This is a genomic window from Okeania sp. SIO2F4 (assembly GCF_010672385.1).
GTDB lineage: Bacteria > Cyanobacteriota > Cyanobacteriia > Cyanobacteriales > Microcoleaceae > Trichodesmium.
Map to the genome: position 1 here is coordinate 1 of NZ_JAAHGT010000084.1, position 17798 is coordinate 17798.

The 17798-nt window shown below is 34.0% G+C and carries 14 protein-coding genes; 10 read left to right on the forward strand and 4 right to left on the reverse strand.

The window, feature by feature from the left end:
* Positions 1–293: 293 nt before the first annotated feature.
* Positions 294–452, reverse strand: coding sequence for a hypothetical protein (locus F6K22_RS08170; protein ID WP_293095656.1), 159 nt, complete (start codon positions 450–452; stop codon positions 294–296).
* Between the two features lie 654 nt (positions 453–1106).
* On the opposite strand from F6K22_RS08170, the gene psbP reads away from it, so the two are divergent.
* The 6 genes from psbP (at position 1107) to murI (ending at position 6634) form a co-directional block, all read left to right on the forward strand.
* Positions 1107–1649 (forward strand): photosystem II reaction center PsbP, encoded by a 543-nt coding sequence (gene psbP / locus F6K22_RS08175; RefSeq protein ID WP_293095659.1) that lies wholly within the window; start codon positions 1107–1109, stop codon positions 1647–1649.
* A gap of 559 nt (positions 1650–2208) precedes the next feature.
* Positions 2209–2823 carry a nucleoside triphosphate pyrophosphatase gene (locus F6K22_RS08180; protein ID WP_293095661.1) on the forward strand — a complete coding sequence of 205 codons (615 nt, stop codon included), beginning with the start codon at positions 2209–2211 and terminating at the stop codon, positions 2821–2823.
* A gap of 1287 nt (positions 2824–4110) precedes the next feature.
* Positions 4111–4680 carry a peroxiredoxin gene (locus F6K22_RS08185; protein ID WP_293095663.1) on the forward strand — a complete coding sequence of 190 codons (570 nt, stop codon included), beginning with the start codon at positions 4111–4113 and terminating at the stop codon, positions 4678–4680.
* Positions 4681–5012: 332 nt separating this feature from the next.
* Entirely contained in the window at positions 5013–5123 is a 111-nt protein-coding gene (locus F6K22_RS41825) for a helix-turn-helix domain-containing protein (protein WP_363273097.1), read from the forward strand.
* The gene (locus F6K22_RS08190; RefSeq protein WP_293095664.1) at positions 5089–5361 is read left to right on the forward strand and encodes a hypothetical protein; all 273 of its coding nucleotides are present in this window, start codon (positions 5089–5091) and stop codon (positions 5359–5361) included. Before F6K22_RS41825 ends, F6K22_RS08190 begins: the two co-directional genes overlap by 35 nt.
* 445 nt (positions 5362–5806) lie before the next feature.
* Positions 5807–6634 (forward strand): glutamate racemase, encoded by an 828-nt coding sequence (gene murI / locus F6K22_RS08195; protein WP_293095666.1) that lies wholly within the window; start codon positions 5807–5809, stop codon positions 6632–6634.
* 300 nt (positions 6635–6934) lie between these two features.
* On the opposite strand, the gene F6K22_RS08200 is transcribed toward murI, so the two are convergent.
* Complete coding sequence (locus F6K22_RS08200; RefSeq protein ID WP_293095668.1) at positions 6935–7093, reverse strand: hypothetical protein; 159 nt, start codon at positions 7091–7093, stop codon at positions 6935–6937.
* 1143 nt (positions 7094–8236) lie between these two features.
* Between F6K22_RS08200 and sds the strand changes: the two genes are divergently transcribed.
* The gene (gene sds / locus F6K22_RS08205) at positions 8237–9208 is read left to right on the forward strand and encodes a solanesyl diphosphate synthase (protein ID WP_293095670.1); all 972 of its coding nucleotides are present in this window, start codon (positions 8237–8239) and stop codon (positions 9206–9208) included.
* A gap of 242 nt (positions 9209–9450) precedes the next feature.
* Here sds and F6K22_RS08210 read toward each other — a convergent pair whose 3' ends face one another.
* Entirely contained in the window at positions 9451–9930 is a 480-nt protein-coding gene (locus tag F6K22_RS08210) for a hypothetical protein (RefSeq protein ID WP_293095672.1), read from the reverse strand.
* Between the two features lie 126 nt (positions 9931–10056).
* Between F6K22_RS08210 and hetZ the strand changes: the two genes are divergently transcribed.
* The 3 genes from hetZ to F6K22_RS08225 all read left to right on the forward strand — a co-directional run bounded on the left by hetZ (position 10057) and on the right by F6K22_RS08225 (position 14965).
* Positions 10057–11220, forward strand: coding sequence for a heterocyst differentiation protein HetZ (gene hetZ, locus F6K22_RS08215; RefSeq protein ID WP_293095677.1), 1164 nt, complete (start codon positions 10057–10059; stop codon positions 11218–11220).
* On the forward strand, positions 11213–12244 hold the full coding sequence (locus tag F6K22_RS08220) for a hypothetical protein (RefSeq protein WP_293095673.1): 1032 nt from the start codon (positions 11213–11215) through the stop codon (positions 12242–12244). The genes hetZ and F6K22_RS08220 overlap by 8 nt, the downstream gene beginning before the upstream one ends.
* Positions 12245–12562: 318 nt before the next feature.
* Positions 12563–14965, forward strand: coding sequence for a transglutaminase TgpA family protein (locus F6K22_RS08225; protein ID WP_293095674.1), 2403 nt, complete (start codon positions 12563–12565; stop codon positions 14963–14965).
* 1313 nt (positions 14966–16278) lie between these two features.
* Here F6K22_RS08225 and F6K22_RS08230 read toward each other — a convergent pair.
* Positions 16279–17076, reverse strand: a complete 798-nt coding sequence (locus F6K22_RS08230) for an ion transporter (protein WP_293095675.1) — start codon at positions 17074–17076, stop codon at positions 16279–16281.
* Positions 17077–17798: the final 722 nt, after the last annotated feature.

Below are 17798 nucleotides of genomic sequence, written 5' to 3' on the forward strand. Positions count from 1 at the left end.
TCCCCACAGTAAATAACATTCATCAATCAAATATATACTCAGCTTTCCAGTTTCTATTTATTCTCGACCTTCTGCTCATAAATGACAGATTTATTTATGTTGATTTGGTGCAAGTTTACCATCTCGTTTGAGATTCTTTTTTTTTGCTTTTTTCAACTCATTATCCCTGATTTTCCAAGATTATAGTAACTTTTTAAATAACGAAATTTAACTGCATATTTTGACTCTATCTGGCTATCTAATTTTTATAATTTTACTTCTTTTTCGCTTTTTAACCATTCAATAACTTCTTCTCATTTGTTCCCAGATAGATATCGATTTGAGGCTTTATATTTGAGTTTTAGTCCTTTAATATCTGCCATGGCATAGTTAGCTTTAAATTGACTGACCATTGCAGCAGAAATTTCTAAAATATTTTGCATTTGTCGAGGCTTAAAACCAAGGATTAGCATTTGTATCACCAATGCTCTTTTCAATTCTCTTGGCTCCGGATTACTTTTAATAAATTGTTGTAGCTCTAGAAAAGTTGACTCTGTACTATTTTTTCAAAAATTCATAACTTTACCAAAAAAAATTTTGACGGTTTTCGCTGCGCGACATGAAAAGCTGAACCTAGAAGCAGTTACATCGCCAACCAAACAACCACTTTTTGATAATCTCATATTTTTCACGAATCATTTCATACTGCTATAGTCAAAAAAATCATAAAAGAACTCACGCAGCAATTAATTTTTCATCGATAAAAAATTTTTTCTCAATTAAAATAAACCCAAAAAAATCAGTTTTTTTTACATCTTAAAAACATCGCATAATCACTATTATTCACATAGTCTACCTTTGTCAAAAATGCTATATAGAATCAAATAAATATCTCCAGATAAACACAGAATTTTGTATCCTATAAAAAAACAATCGGTACAAAATAAAACCTTAAGAATGAATAATTTTAGTTCTTTGTTGACAACAATATATTGTTGAAATTAATTAAATTGAGCAAAGTAGTTAAATTAATGAAGATTTAATGAGACAATAAATTCACGGGAGTATTTGGACTAAAGAGTAAACTCAATCCAACTCCAGTTATTTAGAGTCTAGATTTAGAGAAAATGTTAAAAAAAATTCTGGCCTTATTTTTAGTAGCGATCGCTCTCACATTAACCGGTTGTGTTTCTGTTGGCGGTGGACTTCAAAGTTTTGTAGATACGACCGATGGTTATGAGTTCCTTTATCCTAATGGTTGGCTCCAAGTAAAAGTTTCTGATGGCCCGGATGTAGTATTCCATGACTTAGTTGAGGCTACCGAGAATGTTAGCGTAGTTATTAGTCCCGTGGCTCAAGAAAATACTTTGACTGACTTGGGTACTCCTACTGAAGTAGGATATAAACTTAGTAAAAATGCCATTGCACCAAAAGACTCAGGTCGAGAAGCAGAATTAGTCAATGCGAAAGCACGAGAGTATAAGACTAAAACATATTATCAATTGGAGTATGCGGTTAAACTTGCTGATGGGAGAAAGCGTCATAATTTAGCAAGTGTGGCAGTTAGTCGAGGTCAGCTTTTTACGATTAATATTTCTACGACTGAAGCACGCTGGCAAAAAGTGCATGATAAGTTTCAGCAAGTTATTAACTCTTTCTCTGTATATTAGGGACTTCCAAATAAAAAATTAATTAGCTATAAAAATAAGGGAGTAGGGAGTAGGGAGTAGGGAGTAGGGAAGAAATTGAAAAAGTAAGGGAGTAGGGAGTAACCAGTAAGGATATAGTACATTTAGGGAGTACAAAAATTGGGATAATTTATTTTCTGCTATACCCTTAGAGATTGAATGTATCAGGAAATATCAAAAAGAAGATAGGGAATAGGGAATAGGGAATAGGGAATAGGGAATAGGGAATAGGGAATAGGTGAAGACATAATTTTTATCACAAATAAATTCACCATAACTCTAGGAATATGACCCATACCCCCGCACCTGTAGACTGATTTCCATCTCTAACCTTATTCTTTCTAGTTTGAAGATTTACTTGCTCCACAAATCTCTTAATACTTTTTTGACAAACAGTCTCTTAGTAAGAAGACTTTATCTTAGTCAGGACTAGGAAATTTAAAGATTGAAAATATCATTAGATATCATTAGATATATAAGCTATAGTCCTGACAAATTATCAAATTTTTCTTGAATATTTTATGCTTATGTGCTTAAAAATATGGAAATTCCGACCTTCATATTAGCTTCATCTTCATCAGCAAGACTTCGCTTATTAGAAACTGTTGGTATTAACCCTATAGTTATGCCTAGTAACTTCGATGAATCAACAGTTAAATTAACAGAACCTAGAAAATTAGTAGAAACATTAGCCCAAGCTAAAGCAGAAACAATAGCTAAGTCTCTAATCAAAAAAAACTTATCTGAAACACAATCAAATTTAATTTTAGGATGTGATTCAGTATTAGTTATTGAAGACGAAATTTATGGTAAACCTGCTAATACTAAAGAAGCGATCGCTCGCTGGCAAAAAATGCGTGGTCAAGTTGGAGAATTATACACAGGTCATGCTTTAATTGATTTAGCTAAAAATAAAACTATCGTACTTTGTCGAATGACCAAAGTTCATTTTGCTCCTGTTAATGACCAAGAAATAGAAGCTTATGTTTCTACTGGAGAACCTTTAAAATGTGCTGGTTGTTTTGCTATAGAAGGCAAAGGTGGTTTATTTATTGAAAAGATAGAAGGTTGTCATACTAATGTGATTGGTTTAAGTCTACCATTGTTAAGAGTTATGCTGAATAATTTAGGATATCAAGTTAGTAACTTCTGGTAAAATAAACAACATATAGTCTTCCAAAGCAATTATTTTCCCGAAAAACTAAGGTTTAAAGCCTCTCCTATATGGGAGAAAAAGGGGTCGTTTCGGCTGTCGCCGATATGAAAAGCGAAGCTTGACCTAGGATGGGATGGCAAAGTTTCCTCCCTCGTCTCAAATCGACCAAGAGAAGAAAAAATTTTTCTTTTAATCAATCCTATCTGTTTTAAGAAGAGGTAATTATTAATTAGGGGTGGCTGATTAAATATCAAAGCACTATTCAATAAAGGTTTGAAGAATTTTAGGTACTGAAAAAGTACCAGCTTTTCAGTTGATGGAGCGGAAAAAGTGAGCCTAAACGGGGTAATTTATGACAGAAAAACTAAAGAGCAATTATGAATGACCACCTCTTCTACAACTCCCGTAAATCCTAACTCTTAACTACTCCCTACTCCCTACCCTATCAAAAAGACTTTCCATACACAAACCCTAATTATTAATTGTTAATTATTAATTATTGAATCTACCCGATGATTAGCATTTCTCACAAAAAATGTGAGATTACTAACTTGAGCGAAGGGTTTGCCTGAGACTGACAAAATACCTTCTCTAGGAAATTAATTTGTTTCATCACCGCTTAGTCATGACAACATCAGACTTTATTTATATTACCTTGATAAATTAGCTATTAGTATGAAGAAAATTATCAAAAATCCCGTGCTTGAGATATTCAATATATTTAGTTATTTATTTTATTACACAGAACAATAAAATTGTTTTTTCCTTAATGTTGAACTTACTCAAACTTCTGAAGATAAATCAGCTTTATCACTCCCCAATGCTTTTGAGTAACTGATGATTTATAGTAAGAAATAACTCAACTTGTTATAAACAGCATTTCTCAAATAAGTTAAGAGAAATTATCTGAAGAAGGTAGAAGGAAAAAGTGAATAGGGATAGCCTTCAGCAACCCGATGCGTCTACAAACCCCAAGCAATTCTATACACCCTGTAATAGCAGATCGTTGAAATCCATCAATCAATACTATAACAGTGTCAAAAGAGAGATGTTGTCCATTACCAGTTAAGCATTTCCTGTTGCCTATATAGTTATCCTTACTTAATTCAACACTACCCAAATAAATTATAATACCTGATTTGAGAACACTTTCACAAGAAGACCTCAAAAATAAAATTTTTTCTTTAATACCATTGACATATTCTTAAATCAGAATTATTCTTATTTACATCAGTAAAAGCTGATACAAATTGAATTTCTAATTTACTAAATCATCCAGAGGTAAGTATGGCTATTGAGCAAGTTCCTAATGTAGTATTTAAAACCCGTGTTCGTGATGAGTCTGTTGGAGGGCCAAACCCTTTTCGCTGGCAAGACAAAACCACCCAAGAAATATTTGGTGGTAAGCGTGTAGTATTATTTGCCTTACCTGGTGCTTTTACACCAACCTGCTCATCTACTCACCTGCCACGCTATGAAGAACTATATGATGAGTTCAAAGCACAAGGAATAGATGAAATTATCTGTCTGTCAGTAAACGATGCTTTTGTAATGTTCCAATGGGGTAAACAGCAAGGTTCTAAAAATGTATTCCTACTACCAGATGGTAATGGAGAGTTCTCTCGTAAAATGGGAATGTTAGTAGATAAGTCTAATATCGGTTTTGGTATGCGCTCTTGGCGCTATGCAATGGTTGTCAATGACTGCAAAATTGAAAAGATGTTTATTGAAGAAGGTTTTAGTGACAACTATGGTGATGACCCATTTGAGGTATCTGATGCAGATACAGTATTAGCCTATCTCAAGGGTACAGAAGCACCAAAAGAAAAACCAGCTAGATTAGAGTTTGTTGGTTAGTCCGAGTTTCTCACATTAGGCTGAAATAAGCAATAATATTCAAGAAGGGAAAATACTGTATATATAGCAATTAGATTTGATTTGTGAACTGTAGTGTAAAACTCTTAAATGGAAGATTAAAGCCTTTGCAGTACAGCAATCTTTTCAAATTGCTATATATGGTATAGTGTTAATTTATTTAAATGTTGGCAGGAGACCCGCATCATAATCTTTGATTTGATGTCGCGATTAATGCCAACTAATACTATAATAATATTGCTTTGGTATTAGTAATAGGCAGAAAAAATTGAAAGCTAGATGTAAGTACTAGGATATATCCTAACCAGGTTCAAATAACTAAATTAAATCAACTATTTGGCTATTGTAGATACGTTTGGAATCAGTCATTAGTTAATTGTAATCAGTTGTATGTTGATGGTACGCGCGAAACCTTCATATACTGATTTAACTAAGCAATTTATAATTCAAGCCAAGAAAAAATTAATTTGGTTGAAAGACGTAACTTCTACTCCGTTACAACAATCTCTTAAAGATTTAGACCGTAGGGGCGAATGGCCATTCGCCCCTACAAAAACTTTTTTAATAGTTGTACTGGAAAAAGCAAAGGTATTAAAATTAAACCTCCTAAATTCATGCATTAGAAAATCAAAGCAAACTGCAAGATTTGTTGGAGCTAATTAAAAAATTGGTCAAGATAAAATCTATCTATCAAAAGTTGGAAAAATTCGGATAATTTGGTTAAGGCAATTAGCTAGTTATCCTACTTCTGTCACCATAATCAAGGATATTGCCAGTCGTTACTTTGCTAGTTTTGTTGTAGAAACTTTTTCAGAACATCTACCAAAATTTGATAATCCCATTGGAATATATTTAGGTATTTCAACTTTTGCAACCCTGAGTAATGGTACAAAATTTGATGTTCCTCAACCACTCAAAAAGTTAGCTACATAACCCTAAATTAAAGATCTACTCCCTATCCTATTTTTTCAGCTTAACTTCATCAATAAATAATATAATGGCATTTTTCCCGATCTAAAAATATCTTCTGAATTTAATTAAATTTAGTACAAAAGATATTTTAAACTGAGGAATTGAATTATGGTTGATTTATGTGAACACTCAAATAATGACTACTGAAACTAGACAAAAAAGAATAGGAATTTTTGACAGTGGGATAGGGGGTTTAACTGTTTTAAGAGAGCTATATAGACAGTTACCGAACGAATCTATTCTTTACTTTGGTGATACAGCAAGATTACCTTATGGTACAAGAACTAGCGAAGAAATTTTACACTTTGTAGATGAAATTATAGGATGGCTAGTCAAAAGTGGAGTGAAAATGGTATTAATGGCTTGTAATACCAGTTCAGCTTTGGCTTTGGAAAAAGTCAAATCGAAATTTGATATTCCTATTTTAGGATTGATTGTACCTGGAGCTAATGCTGCAGTCCAACAAGGAAAAAGAATAGGTGTTATTGCTACCCCTGCAACTGCTACTAGTAATGCATATCGTTATGCTATTTTAGAAGCAGATTCTTCTGTTCAAGTTTGGCAAGTTGGTTGTCCCTATTTCGTACCATTAATAGAACAAAATCAGCTACATGACCCCTACACATATCAGATAGCACAAGAATATTTAACACCTTTAATACAACAACAAATTGACACATTAGTTTATGGTTGCACTCACTATCCTTATTTAGAACCAATATTACGGTTATTATTACCTACATCTGTGAATTTTGTAGACCCTGCAGTTTATCTAGTTGAAGTCGCTTCTAGAGAGTTAGAAATTCTAAATTTGCAAAACTATAAGACACCAAAACCAACAAAATTTGTAGTTACTGCTTCTCCTCAAAAATTTGCTGATTTATCATTACAGTGGTTAGGTTATAGACCAGTTGTACAAGCAATTTCTTTGCCAGCTATTCTAGACAAACCTATTTCTATCTAGAACATAATCTGCTAAATTGCCTAATTTGCGACATTTAATTTTCTACCAATCATAGCAACAAATTAAATCCCAGAAGTATCAGAAAAAAATTCTGGCAAATTAATTATTCTCCCTTCTTTTTTTGATCTGATTATAGTAGATAAGTCGATCAAATTTATTAAAATATATCTATAAGAAGATAGGGTTTCTCAAGTTAGTGAGGCACATTGATTTTTATTATTTTGTGTTAGGGTATTCCCTAATACCTATAACTTTCGTACCTCACTCACATCTAAGAATTGCTATATCTGCTGTGCTTTACTAATGTAAATTAGTGCTGGAGTCGGCAACACCTTGTTGCCAATTTTTATTTCTTGTGATTTTTGCGCCTCGTTGAGCTAATGCTAAGAGCAAATAGACGGTAAAGACATAAGCAGTTGCTAGAATGGGAATAATAACAGGAATCTGACTGTAGTTCATAGTTTGACCAAATTGTGAGGAGGGTTTTCAGGAATTAATCAGTAACTAAAATAACTTGTATTAGATATTAATTTTAATTAAATTAATTCTAAATACAAAAGTTATTTCGGTTTGATTTTTAGAGCCAAATAAATTTATTGATAAATTTTTCAACTCTCATCTTTATAGAGTTTGGCATTAAATTCAAATGCGTTTGTAGATATTTTAATTTCTGCAAGTTCAAATATATAAACTTTTGCTGAGTTCCCCTCTACTTGGGTATTCTCTGAATCGATATTTGGAGAATTTAGGTTTGACTTTAAGCTATCAGTAATTACCGACTACTGCTGATAACAATGACTACTATTTTAAAGCCAAAGCATTGTCGTAATCATCACCCTGAAATAGGCAGATTTTAAGTGAATAAATATTACCTTTTTGCCGGAAAAAATACTTAAAAAATTAGGTATTTTAAGATAAATTGATGATTAAATACTATCAATTTAATAGTGATTTATAGCAACTATCTTCCTTGTGTTGATTAGATGTTAATCTAATATATCAGCCTAGAAGTAAGTTTTTTTTAGCTAATAATCTCTAGGCTTTGGGAAGGCAAGTTAACTCTAATTCTGCAATTTAGTGATCTGCAAATATATCTCGCTCATACTATGCAGTTTTTAACTTATCTTGCGATCGTCATACACCTAATAGCTGGTTCATACAATCTAAATGACAAAAGCCTTCAGCCACATCTCGATCAAATAAGCGCGATAACTAAATTGTATGTATTACATTTTTTAGGTTCTTAAATGCTCGTCCCAATAATTGCTAAATTTTCACTATTGAAGACTTAAGCAGTTATTGACTCTTCTAATTCAAGATTCAATCAGTATCTCTTTATCTATCTTGAATTATTACACCTACTAAATTTAATAATATTATGCTAACACAATTAATCCTAGTTGTATAGAGCCTTTGCCTGGTTGCTTAACAATTAGATACAATTTACTGACAATACTGGCATTGATTTATATTTTTGCCTATTTTTTTAAAAAATAATTTTGTTTGTCAAGATTTCTAACTTTCCTATATCAAGGATGGTTAGCTTAGAATAAGAATATAATTTGTAAAATTTTGTTAACTTGTAGCTTTATTGGCTAATCCATGACCACTTCCACTCTCCTATTCTCTCCAGTAGAAGCAGACCTACAACTGCTGACAAATAACTTAAAACAATTGGTAGGTGCCCGTCACCCCATACTGTACGCGGCGGCAGAACACCTATTCCGTGTCAAGGGAAAGCGGGTCAGACCAGCTATTGTCCTATTAATTTCACGGACTACCATGCCAAATCGGGAAATTACTTCTAAACATCGTCGTTTAGCAGAAATCACAGAAATGATCCACACTGCTAGCTTAGTTCACGATGATATAGTAGACGAATCAGAAGTTCGTCGAGGCGTCCCTACCGTTCACAGTTTATTTACCAATCGTGTTGCGGTACTAGCTGGAGATTTCCTATTTGCTCAATCATCTTGGTACTTGGCCAATCTAGATAATCTAGAAGTTGTAAAACTTCTTTCAGAAGTAATTATGGATCTTGCGGAAGGAGAAATTCAGCAAGGACTACATAGATTTGATACAGATCTATCCATAGAAGCTTATTTAGAAAAAAGCTACTATAAGACAGCTTCTCTAATTGCTAATAGCTCTAAAGCTGCAGCCATTATTAGTGGTGTCTCGCCAGAACTAGCCCAAGATATGTACTACTATGGTAAATATCTAGGTTTAGCATTCCAAATAGTGGACGACATACTAGACTTTACTAGCGCCACAGAATCTCTAGGAAAACCAGCTTGTTCAGATCTAAAAAGTGGCCACTTGACAGCACCTACATTGTATGCTGTTGAAGAAAAGCCAGGCTTAGAAAAACTACTCGAAAGAGAGTTAGCTCAAGATGGCGATTTAGAAGAAGCCATCCAATTGATTAAAGATAGCGACGGTATTAAAAGGTCTCAAGAGTTGGCCGCTAAACACGCGAAGATGGCTGTTAAACATTTAGACTCTTTGCCAGATTGTGATTCTCGTATATCTTTAATTAATCTTACTGACTATGTTTTAAGTAGGCTGTATTAGCTTAATGTATTTTCCAATAATTAGTTGAGTAAAAATGAATGAATACCATACAGTACGGTGAAAAATCAAAAGATACTATTGATTGGTATATAACTAACAAATAATATCTATTTTGATAGTAACTAGCCTGTATTTTGAGTCTGGTTTAAATGTTTATAACCAATTTAACTATCGCTATATTTGTTTGAGATAGTTGAATTTTTAATAATATAAAATCCCGACTTTGATAAGTTCTCAACATCTTAAGCAATATCCGGAGGAATTTTGCTAGAGTTGGAACTAGAGGATGCCTGATACTGTCTGAGATATATACTTATCAGTTTTTGGACATCCTCTCTTTTAACCTCTGTAGCTTTTGTCAGATCGCCTGGTTTTTCAAAGAATACAAGGCTATCTAAAGGTTGAATTGCTATCATTTGGAAAAGTATATGAATAACTGGCATAGGTGTCGCCACGACATTATCTTCAGAAATAGATGATGAGGCATCTTTTAGTGTAGGAAAAGCATAAATAACACGTTTTTCTAGTTCAGATTGACTGCGATGACCTAAAGTAGTCAAAACCCAATTTTGCGTGTAAGTTTGTAAAATATAGTATTGCAAATGTTTGAGTTGTTGAGCTAAAAGTTTTAAAGCAGGTGTAATTGCTTCAACAATTTTTGGTGTATTACCATCTTCGGGTGCGTTTTTAATAAGTGTTTGGATTTGTTGTTCTAAGTCCATAATTTAATGTTTTTCATATTTTCAGAAATTATCTAAAAAGTTGGGTGTATTTGTGATGATTTATAAAGTTTACCAGTGCGAACTGGAAGCTCGTGAACGGCTTAGTAGTTAATTATTAATACAATGATGGGGGAAATCTGCCAAGTTGGCGAAGAAATATTAAAGCTACTCCTAGATGAATTTCAGCAGTCTACTCGTGCGTCAAGGCAAAATTGCCTAGAAGTAGCAGAGCGTATTAGACAAGAAGTAGAAAGGATTTGCACAGAAAGTAAAAGAATTCAAGCTTCGGGAGAAGTAGGTAAATGGGCTAAAAATTTAGCTATACATCGTCTCAAGCGATGTATACATTATTACCAGCTTCGTTCTCAAGAAGGAAGAGTAGAATTACATAGCACCCTTAGTGCTATTGTTTATAGATATATAACTCCTCCACAAATACAATCAAGTTATCAGGCCAGATTGAATCTGATAGAAGATTTTTTACAACAATTTTACCTGGAGACTTTAAATGCTTTTCGGCGGGAAGCCGAACTTCCAGCAACTTATAGTCCTCGTACTTTGTTAGAACTGGCAGAGTATATGGCCTTTACAGAACGTTATGGCAAAAGACGTATACCTTTGTCTGGTGGTCGTAGTCAACAATTGATTATTCTACGGGCACAAACATTTTCCCAACAACAACCAAAGGAAACATCTGTAGATATTGACCAAGCAGCAGAGGGCACAACTACTGACTCAGATAAGACTTGGAATGATGGATCTGTCCAGCAAGTGCGAGAAGCAATGGTTGCCCAAGACCCTGGTAATGATATTGGTTCTCTACGTCAGGTTGTGATTGAAGAACTAATGGCTTATCTAGAGGAACGTCAACAACAAGACTGTGCAAATTACTTTGCATTGCGTTTACAAGATTTATCGACTGGAGAAATAGAATCTATTTTGGGTCTAACTCCCCGAGAAAGGGATTATTTACAGCAGCGTTTTAAGTACCATTTGCTGAAATTTGCCATGGGACATCGGTGGGAACTAGTTCATCAATGGTTAGAAGCAGACTTAGAGCAAAATTTAGGTTTAACTCCTAGAGAATGGGAAGCTTTGCATGAGCAAATTGATCCAGAACAAAAGAATTTGCTAAAGTTAAAGCAAGAAGGTCTTTCTGATGAAGCGATCGCTAAAACTTTAGGTCGTAAAGTCAACCAGGTTAAAAAGAAGTGGTATAAATTACTAGAACTTGCCTGGGAATTACGAAATCGTTCAGGTTCCGGAGCAGGGGCATCAAGTGATGAATAACGAAACGAATAAACAGGTGGAAACTTTCGAGAAAAATTTCTTTGATTGGCTACTATCAAAGCCAAGTTCTGAAGAAATATTAGAGGTAGGGGAAAATCAAAAGCCTATTAAGGATATGGAAGCAGAAATCAGGGGACAAGAAGAGTGGGAAGAATTCGATCCACTAGATTCCGAAGAAATTGACTTTCCCTACGACAACGAAAGTCCACCAATGACACTGGGAGAAGTACCAACTGTGTATAATCGTTTCGAGTCATTGTTACAAAAACGCCTAAAAGCCAAGATTGAAGCTAAACCACCAATATTTCCTTGGGAAGAATCGGGATACAATACTGACTATCCAGACGTTGAAGTTCCAGATTTGGTTCCCCCAATTCGTCTGTGGGCATCACAGATGAAAAATATCAGGTGGGGAAACCTATCTATACCCCTAACAGATAGTGTATTTGCTCAAATCTTACAGTCTTGCCAAGAGATAGTGCAATCCAATTTACTACCTGGTAGTAGATTGGTTAAAGCTGTAGATAATTTATTCCCTGGCCAATCTCAATCCCTAAATAACCTAGCTGGTTTAGTGCTGGCAGGTCCGCCCCGTGGAGTATTGCCGGGTCAAGTCACCACTTATAATAGTGCAACTCCTAATCAACAAATGTTGTTGTCTTTGTTGGCTGCTGAGGAAATTTTATCATCTTTGACTTTAACCTGCCATTTGAACCAGGCAGTGGAAAGAAGACAATGGGAAACTGCTGTGGGCTGGATTAATATTGAGGCTGAATATTCTATTCCTAAAGATAGGTCTTGTGCTTGTTTGAGAATTAAGGGTCAACTTCCAGCAGCAGGAAGTCTAAAACTGCAAGGTGGAGAGAGCTACCAAACAACTGCTCAACGTTCCGATGCAGGTATTCTATGGGTAGAGTTATTTGCTCCAAAACCTGACCAAAAATTGCAGCTCACTATTAATTTGTTAAATGGGGAAGAACCTTTAAATTTTGCTGTTTGTCTTCAACCAAACTCTAAATCCTGAATTCTAAATTCATAATTCTAAATAGCGTGCCTATGCTTTTCATTAATTGATAATGAATAATGGATAATTACCTCCTTAACAATTGATAATGAACAATGGATAATGGATAATTATTTTGGTTTCGCTGCGCGACATGAAAACCGTTTTGCTAGCGCAAAGCTTTCCTGTAGAATGCGGAGCAAGCGCTAACAACTGCCAGATCCGACATGAATGCGGAGCATGACCAAAGATTGCTTTGTGGAAAGCTTTCCCTAATTATCAATTATTAATTATTAATTATTAATTATTAATTATTAAGCATCTACCAATAATAATATTATGCCTAATTCTTCTTCTGCCTGGGAAGTGCGAAATCTACCTATATTAGGACCTCTGTTGAGACAAATAGAAGCAGCGCCTAAACCTCTTCCTGAAGATTCTATTCTATTACGAGTCATGGTACAGGCATTGGTAATAGTAGGCATTATAGCAGTTGACGTGGCTGCTGGGGTGGCAACAGATGAACTGCCTTTAACTTTTTGGGCTGCACCATTAAGTATTATAGGAGCAATTTGGAGTTGGTACAATCGCTACAAAAGGAATGTACCAGCTAAGTTTTGTTTGGCTATAGGAATGTTATTAGCTTTGGCTGCTTTTTTAAGCAGGTTAGTTGGTGAGTTAAATGATACGCGACTGGTATTGGCGGAATTATTGATTCAACTTCAAGTTTTGCATAGTTTCGATCTACCCAGGCGAAAAGATTTGGGTTATTCGATGGTTATAGGGTTAATTTTGTTAGGGGTCGCAGGTACTATTAGTCAAACTTTAACTTACGGACCTGTATTATTGCTGTTTATTGTTCTTGCTATTCCTTGCCTTATTTTAGATTATCGTTCTAGGTTGGGTTTACAGTCAAGATTTTCAGGTAATAGATCGGAGCTTCTAAAGCAAAAGCAGCGACAAAAAGTATCTCTATTAAATGCTATTTCCCCTAAAAGATTAACAACATTATTATTAGTAATTATTGGATTAGGTCTGGCAATTTTTGCTTTTTTACCTAGGTTGCCTGGTTATCAATTACGAACTTTTCCTGTTAGCGCTCCGATTAATTTTGATGTAGGAAATTTTGACGGACGGACAATTACAAATCCTGGTTATATTGGTCGAGGTAGGGAAAATGGAGATGATTCTGGAAATGGTAATGGAACTAATCAAGAATCAGGTCCGGGAACTTTAGATACTACTTATTATTATGGGTTTAATACTAAGATAAACCAAAATTTACGCGGGCAGTTAGAGCCTCAAGTTGTGATGCGAGTTAGGTCGCAAGCTGAGGGTTTTTGGCGAGTTTTGGCTTTTGATAAATATACTGGTGAAGGTTGGGAAATTTCTCGGAATGATAATACTTTTACTTTAAATCGTCCGCGTTGGTCTTATCAATTTGATGTGAAATGGGGTCGAAATAATTATGCAAATGAAACGAAGGAAGTTATTCAAAGTTATACAGTAGTTTCTCAGTTACCAAATTTAATTCCAGCTTTATACAATGCTAGAGAACTATATTTTCCTACTGAAAAAATAGCAATTGACCCTGATGGAAATTTACGTTCTCCTCTTGAACTTCGAGAAGGTTTAACCTACACAGTAATTTCGGATGTTCCTTATAGAAGTGCCGATATTTTAGGTAAAGCTGGAACGAATTATCCAGAAAGTATTAATCAATATTATTTACAAATTCCTCCAGAAATAGCGGAAAAAGTAAGACAAAAAACTGAAGAAATTTTAGCCAGGAAAAGTAAAGTTGCAAAAGAAAGTAAACCTATTACTTCTCCTTACCAAAAAGCACTTGATTTAGCTCAAGAACTCAAGCAAAATCCAAATTATAAACTTCAGAAAACACCGCCATTTTTAGCTGAAGGTGAAGATTTAGTCTCAGCATTTTTATTTGGTTATCAAAATAGTCCGGAAGGGGAAAAAATTACAGGTGGTTATGGCGATCATTTTTCTACTGTTTTGACAATAATGTTACGTTCTATTGGAATTCCTGCTAGATTAGTTGGCGGTTATGCTCCTGGAGAATTTAATCCTTTTACTGGTTTATATGTGGTAAAAAATACAGATGCTTATATGATGACTGAAGTATATTTTCCAGGTTATGGATGGTTTGCTTTTAATCCTATTCCGGGAATGCCATTAACTCCTCCTTCAATTGAAAAAAATCAAACTTTTACTGCATTAATGACTTTTTGGAAGTGGGTAGCTGGTTGGTTGCCTTCTCCTGTAACTGGTTTTATAGAGAGATTTATAGGTGGAATATTTCGTTGGATATTGGGGATTATTGCTTGGTTTTTTGCTTTATTTTCCCAAGGTTGGCAAGGTATATTTGGCGGTTTAATTTTAGGTACTGCTTTAAGTTTTTTGGGTTGGTTATTGTATATATTTTGGCGAAAATGGCGTTACGGTCGTTGGTTAGCAAGGTTATCTCCGATGGAGAGTATTTATCAACAAATGTTGAATTTGATGGCGAGTAAAGGATTAGTTAAACGTGGTTTTCAGACACCTTTTGAGTATACTAAGGCTATTCAGGAATATAACTCACTAATCAGGGAACAGGGAGAAATAGTAGAAGAAATTTCTCAAGCTTATGTTGAATGGCGTTATGGTAGTAAGGAAGTTAATTTAACTAGATTAAAAAAATTACTGCGAAGTCTAAAGCAAAGTATCAGGCGTAGATTAAATTAAAGGAAGGAAGAAGCAAGAAGGATAATTTCGTAAGCATTCAGCTATTAGCAAGCTTTTTAATGAACAATGTAGCTTGATAGACTATTAAGGTTAATTGATGGACTTTTACAGTAACTTTTAATTATTTGGAACCTCTCAATTGCTTTTTCCTATTTTAAAGGTAATGAAGCTAATAAGTAGGTAGGTACGAATAAACGTCACTATGTAACGAAATCTTAAAGCAGTTGAAACTCTCGAGATTGCTTCCTTCCGCTCCGCTCCAGTAGCTGCGGACGTACTTGTAAATTTTTTCACTTACCTACTTAGCTGATAGCTGACCGCTGAATGCTTACCTAATTTCACAATAAATTTAAACACTTAATTAATAGATAGAGAGTCCTAAATTTGAGGAAATTAAACTCTAAAAAAATCACAAAAAAAAGGTTTTATTTAGTTCAAATAATAATTATTAAACAAGTTCAATAATTATAGAGTATTTCACAAAGGTAGATTACAGGAATCATATAAATATGTCTAAAGTTGCATAGTTAAAAGACATCATAGTTGTGGCCTATATTAATGAAAACATCTATAAAAATTACATCTCAATTTTTGACTGACAGCGTTTTTTATAACTGAGGTTAATTTTTTAATATTAATCACTATCCACAGTTCTGATGCTCCCTGTTCCCTGCTCCCTACTGCCCCATAATTTTGTAGTTTATCAAGTTGTAAACTGCTATAAGTTGAATAGTGAATGCTTACAGGTAATTATCCATTAATGAAGGAGTATTTGGGCATCGAAAACTCACTCATATAGAATTCGATTATACCAAATCTCAAAAAATTTTCTATGTTTTATTGAGCGGAGGAGTAGGGGAGTAGGGACGTTGCATGCAACCTCCGTACAGAGTAGTAAAAATATGAATAATACACACTAACTTGCTAATAATCGCTGTGAAAATTTTTGAATCTTACTAATTACTTAATCATTGAAGTCTTGGATAAGTATAGCATTCTTTTTGAGAAATGGTCTTATACAATAGACATAGGCGTGATAATCAAAAATAAAATCAATCCCATACGCAAAAATTATCAATTCTTTCTCCCTGTTCCCAGTTAAGTGTTCCCTGTTCCCTCTTTTCCGGAGTGGTCTAATATATGTTGATAATTCTATAATTACTTCAATATTCAATATTCAATATTCAATATTCAATCTCCCCATCTCCCCATCTCCCACAACTATATAATAAGTATTCAACCGAATTTGAGATCGGAGATTACTTTTAACTTTTAACTTTTAACTTTTAACTTGCACATAGCGCCATACTTACTTAAGAAAACGGTAATTCTGTACCACAAATTTTACAGAATTTAGCATCTATATCGTGGTAATAAAAACCACAATCACTACAGACTTTTTCTTGCTTATTTGCTGTTTTGATAAGTTGTTTAATTAAATCTCCAAGTTGGGAAGGAATTAAACTAATACCTGTTAATATCATCAAAACAGTTAATAAACGACCTTTTTCTGAAATGGGAATTACATCGCCAAATCCCACAGTTGTCATTGTGACAACCGAAAAATATACCGCATCTAAAAAAGTTTTAAATGATTCAGGATTCACACGATGTTCTACTTGATAAATTAAGCCCGAAAAAATAAAAATAATCGTAAATAAAGTAAATAATATTCTGGCAAAAATCACTCCATCTGCCGTACTAATCTGAAAGATATAAATTTTTAACTTAAGAAATCGAATTAGTCTAAGAATTCGGAACCATCTGATAAGTCGAATAAAACTAAGTTCTAAAAATCCGGGAAATATAGGTAAAATTGCGAGTAAATCAATAATAGAAAAAAAGCTAAAAACGAACTTTATTTTTTTCTCCGCGCACCAAAATCTTAGCAAATATTCAATAGCAAAACACACTAAAATAGCATCATCTATTAGTTCTAATTTGAGAAAAATTTGCTCTGGAATAGGATAAGTTTCAGCAACAAAGATAGCGGAAGAAAGTAAAATCAAAAATAGCAAAATCAAGTTAATGGTTTTACCGATAGGATTTTCTATATCTTCTAAATAAAATGCCAGATTTTTTTTAGTTGGTGTCGGTAAAATTGATTTCATAAAATTTTGAGAGATTAATTTTTTTTGTAGGTGTTATAGCAATTTAATAAATGTTTGTTAGAAATGGTAGGAATGTTGAATGCAAAGGGAGTAGGTCAGACCGAAGTTGGAAGACCGAAGTTAGAATTAGAATAAATTTTGAATAAAAAAAGGTAAAAATGATATATATACCCTTCTTAAAGGAATTGGAGAAGCTCTTTTTAAGTAGATCCGATTTAAATGTACTTTTTGTAGTATTCTTTTTTCCAACTGGTATTAGGTAGTAGGTGAATTTTAGGTAAAATTTTTCTGCTTGATATTGAATAATATTTAGGTAAATTTTTAAGTAACTATTTAGCCATCAACTATAAGCTATTAATTTATTGTCTTTCTTGGATAAATTAGAATTGAAAGATTGAGCAAGAATTAAAAGTTACTGTAAAAGCACATTAGCTAATATGAAATACGAAATATAATGCTAAGTTTGATTCCCCCTAACCCCCCCCTTTTTAAACTATCCCCGATCGGGAACTCCTGAAAACCTTGTGGGAGGGTGGGGAGAGGGGGACCCACCCCTAACCCCTCCGGTGGAGGGGAAGAGGGGGAAGAGGGGGGAGTAAGAATCTTGGGGTGCATTTCTCACTTCTTTATGTCTAATTCAATACACTTTTCTGAGAAAAAAGCCTTTCAAATGACTTATACATAACTTCTCTTTTTTGTCTACGTTTTATGTTAAGAAAGAT

What these genes read in the sequence shown, in the direction of transcription:
- F6K22_RS08225 (WP_293095674.1), top strand. Translation starts at nt 12,563, where the DNA reads ATGCCTAATTCTTCTTCTGCCTGGGAAGTGCGAAATCTACCTATATTA.
- F6K22_RS08180 (WP_293095661.1), top strand. Translation starts at nt 2,209, where the DNA reads ATGGAAATTCCGACCTTCATATTAGCTTCATCTTCATCAGCAAGACTT.
- F6K22_RS08190 (WP_293095664.1), top strand. Translation starts at nt 5,089, where the DNA reads ATGTTGATGGTACGCGCGAAACCTTCATATACTGATTTAACTAAGCAA.
- F6K22_RS08170 (WP_293095656.1), bottom strand. Translation starts at nt 452, where the DNA reads ATGCTAATCCTTGGTTTTAAGCCTCGACAAATGCAAAATATTTTAGAA.
- hetZ (WP_293095677.1), top strand. Translation starts at nt 10,057, where the DNA reads ATGGGGGAAATCTGCCAAGTTGGCGAAGAAATATTAAAGCTACTCCTA.
- F6K22_RS08200 (WP_293095668.1), bottom strand. Translation starts at nt 7,093, where the DNA reads ATGAACTACAGTCAGATTCCTGTTATTATTCCCATTCTAGCAACTGCT.
- F6K22_RS08230 (WP_293095675.1), bottom strand. Translation starts at nt 17,076, where the DNA reads ATGAAATCAATTTTACCGACACCAACTAAAAAAAATCTGGCATTTTAT.
- sds (WP_293095670.1), top strand. Translation starts at nt 8,237, where the DNA reads ATGACCACTTCCACTCTCCTATTCTCTCCAGTAGAAGCAGACCTACAA.
- murI (WP_293095666.1), top strand. Translation starts at nt 5,807, where the DNA reads ATGACTACTGAAACTAGACAAAAAAGAATAGGAATTTTTGACAGTGGG.
- psbP (WP_293095659.1), top strand. Translation starts at nt 1,107, where the DNA reads ATGTTAAAAAAAATTCTGGCCTTATTTTTAGTAGCGATCGCTCTCACA.
- F6K22_RS08220 (WP_293095673.1), top strand. Translation starts at nt 11,213, where the DNA reads ATGAATAACGAAACGAATAAACAGGTGGAAACTTTCGAGAAAAATTTC.
- F6K22_RS08210 (WP_293095672.1), bottom strand. Translation starts at nt 9,930, where the DNA reads ATGGACTTAGAACAACAAATCCAAACACTTATTAAAAACGCACCCGAA.
- F6K22_RS08185 (WP_293095663.1), top strand. Translation starts at nt 4,111, where the DNA reads ATGGCTATTGAGCAAGTTCCTAATGTAGTATTTAAAACCCGTGTTCGT.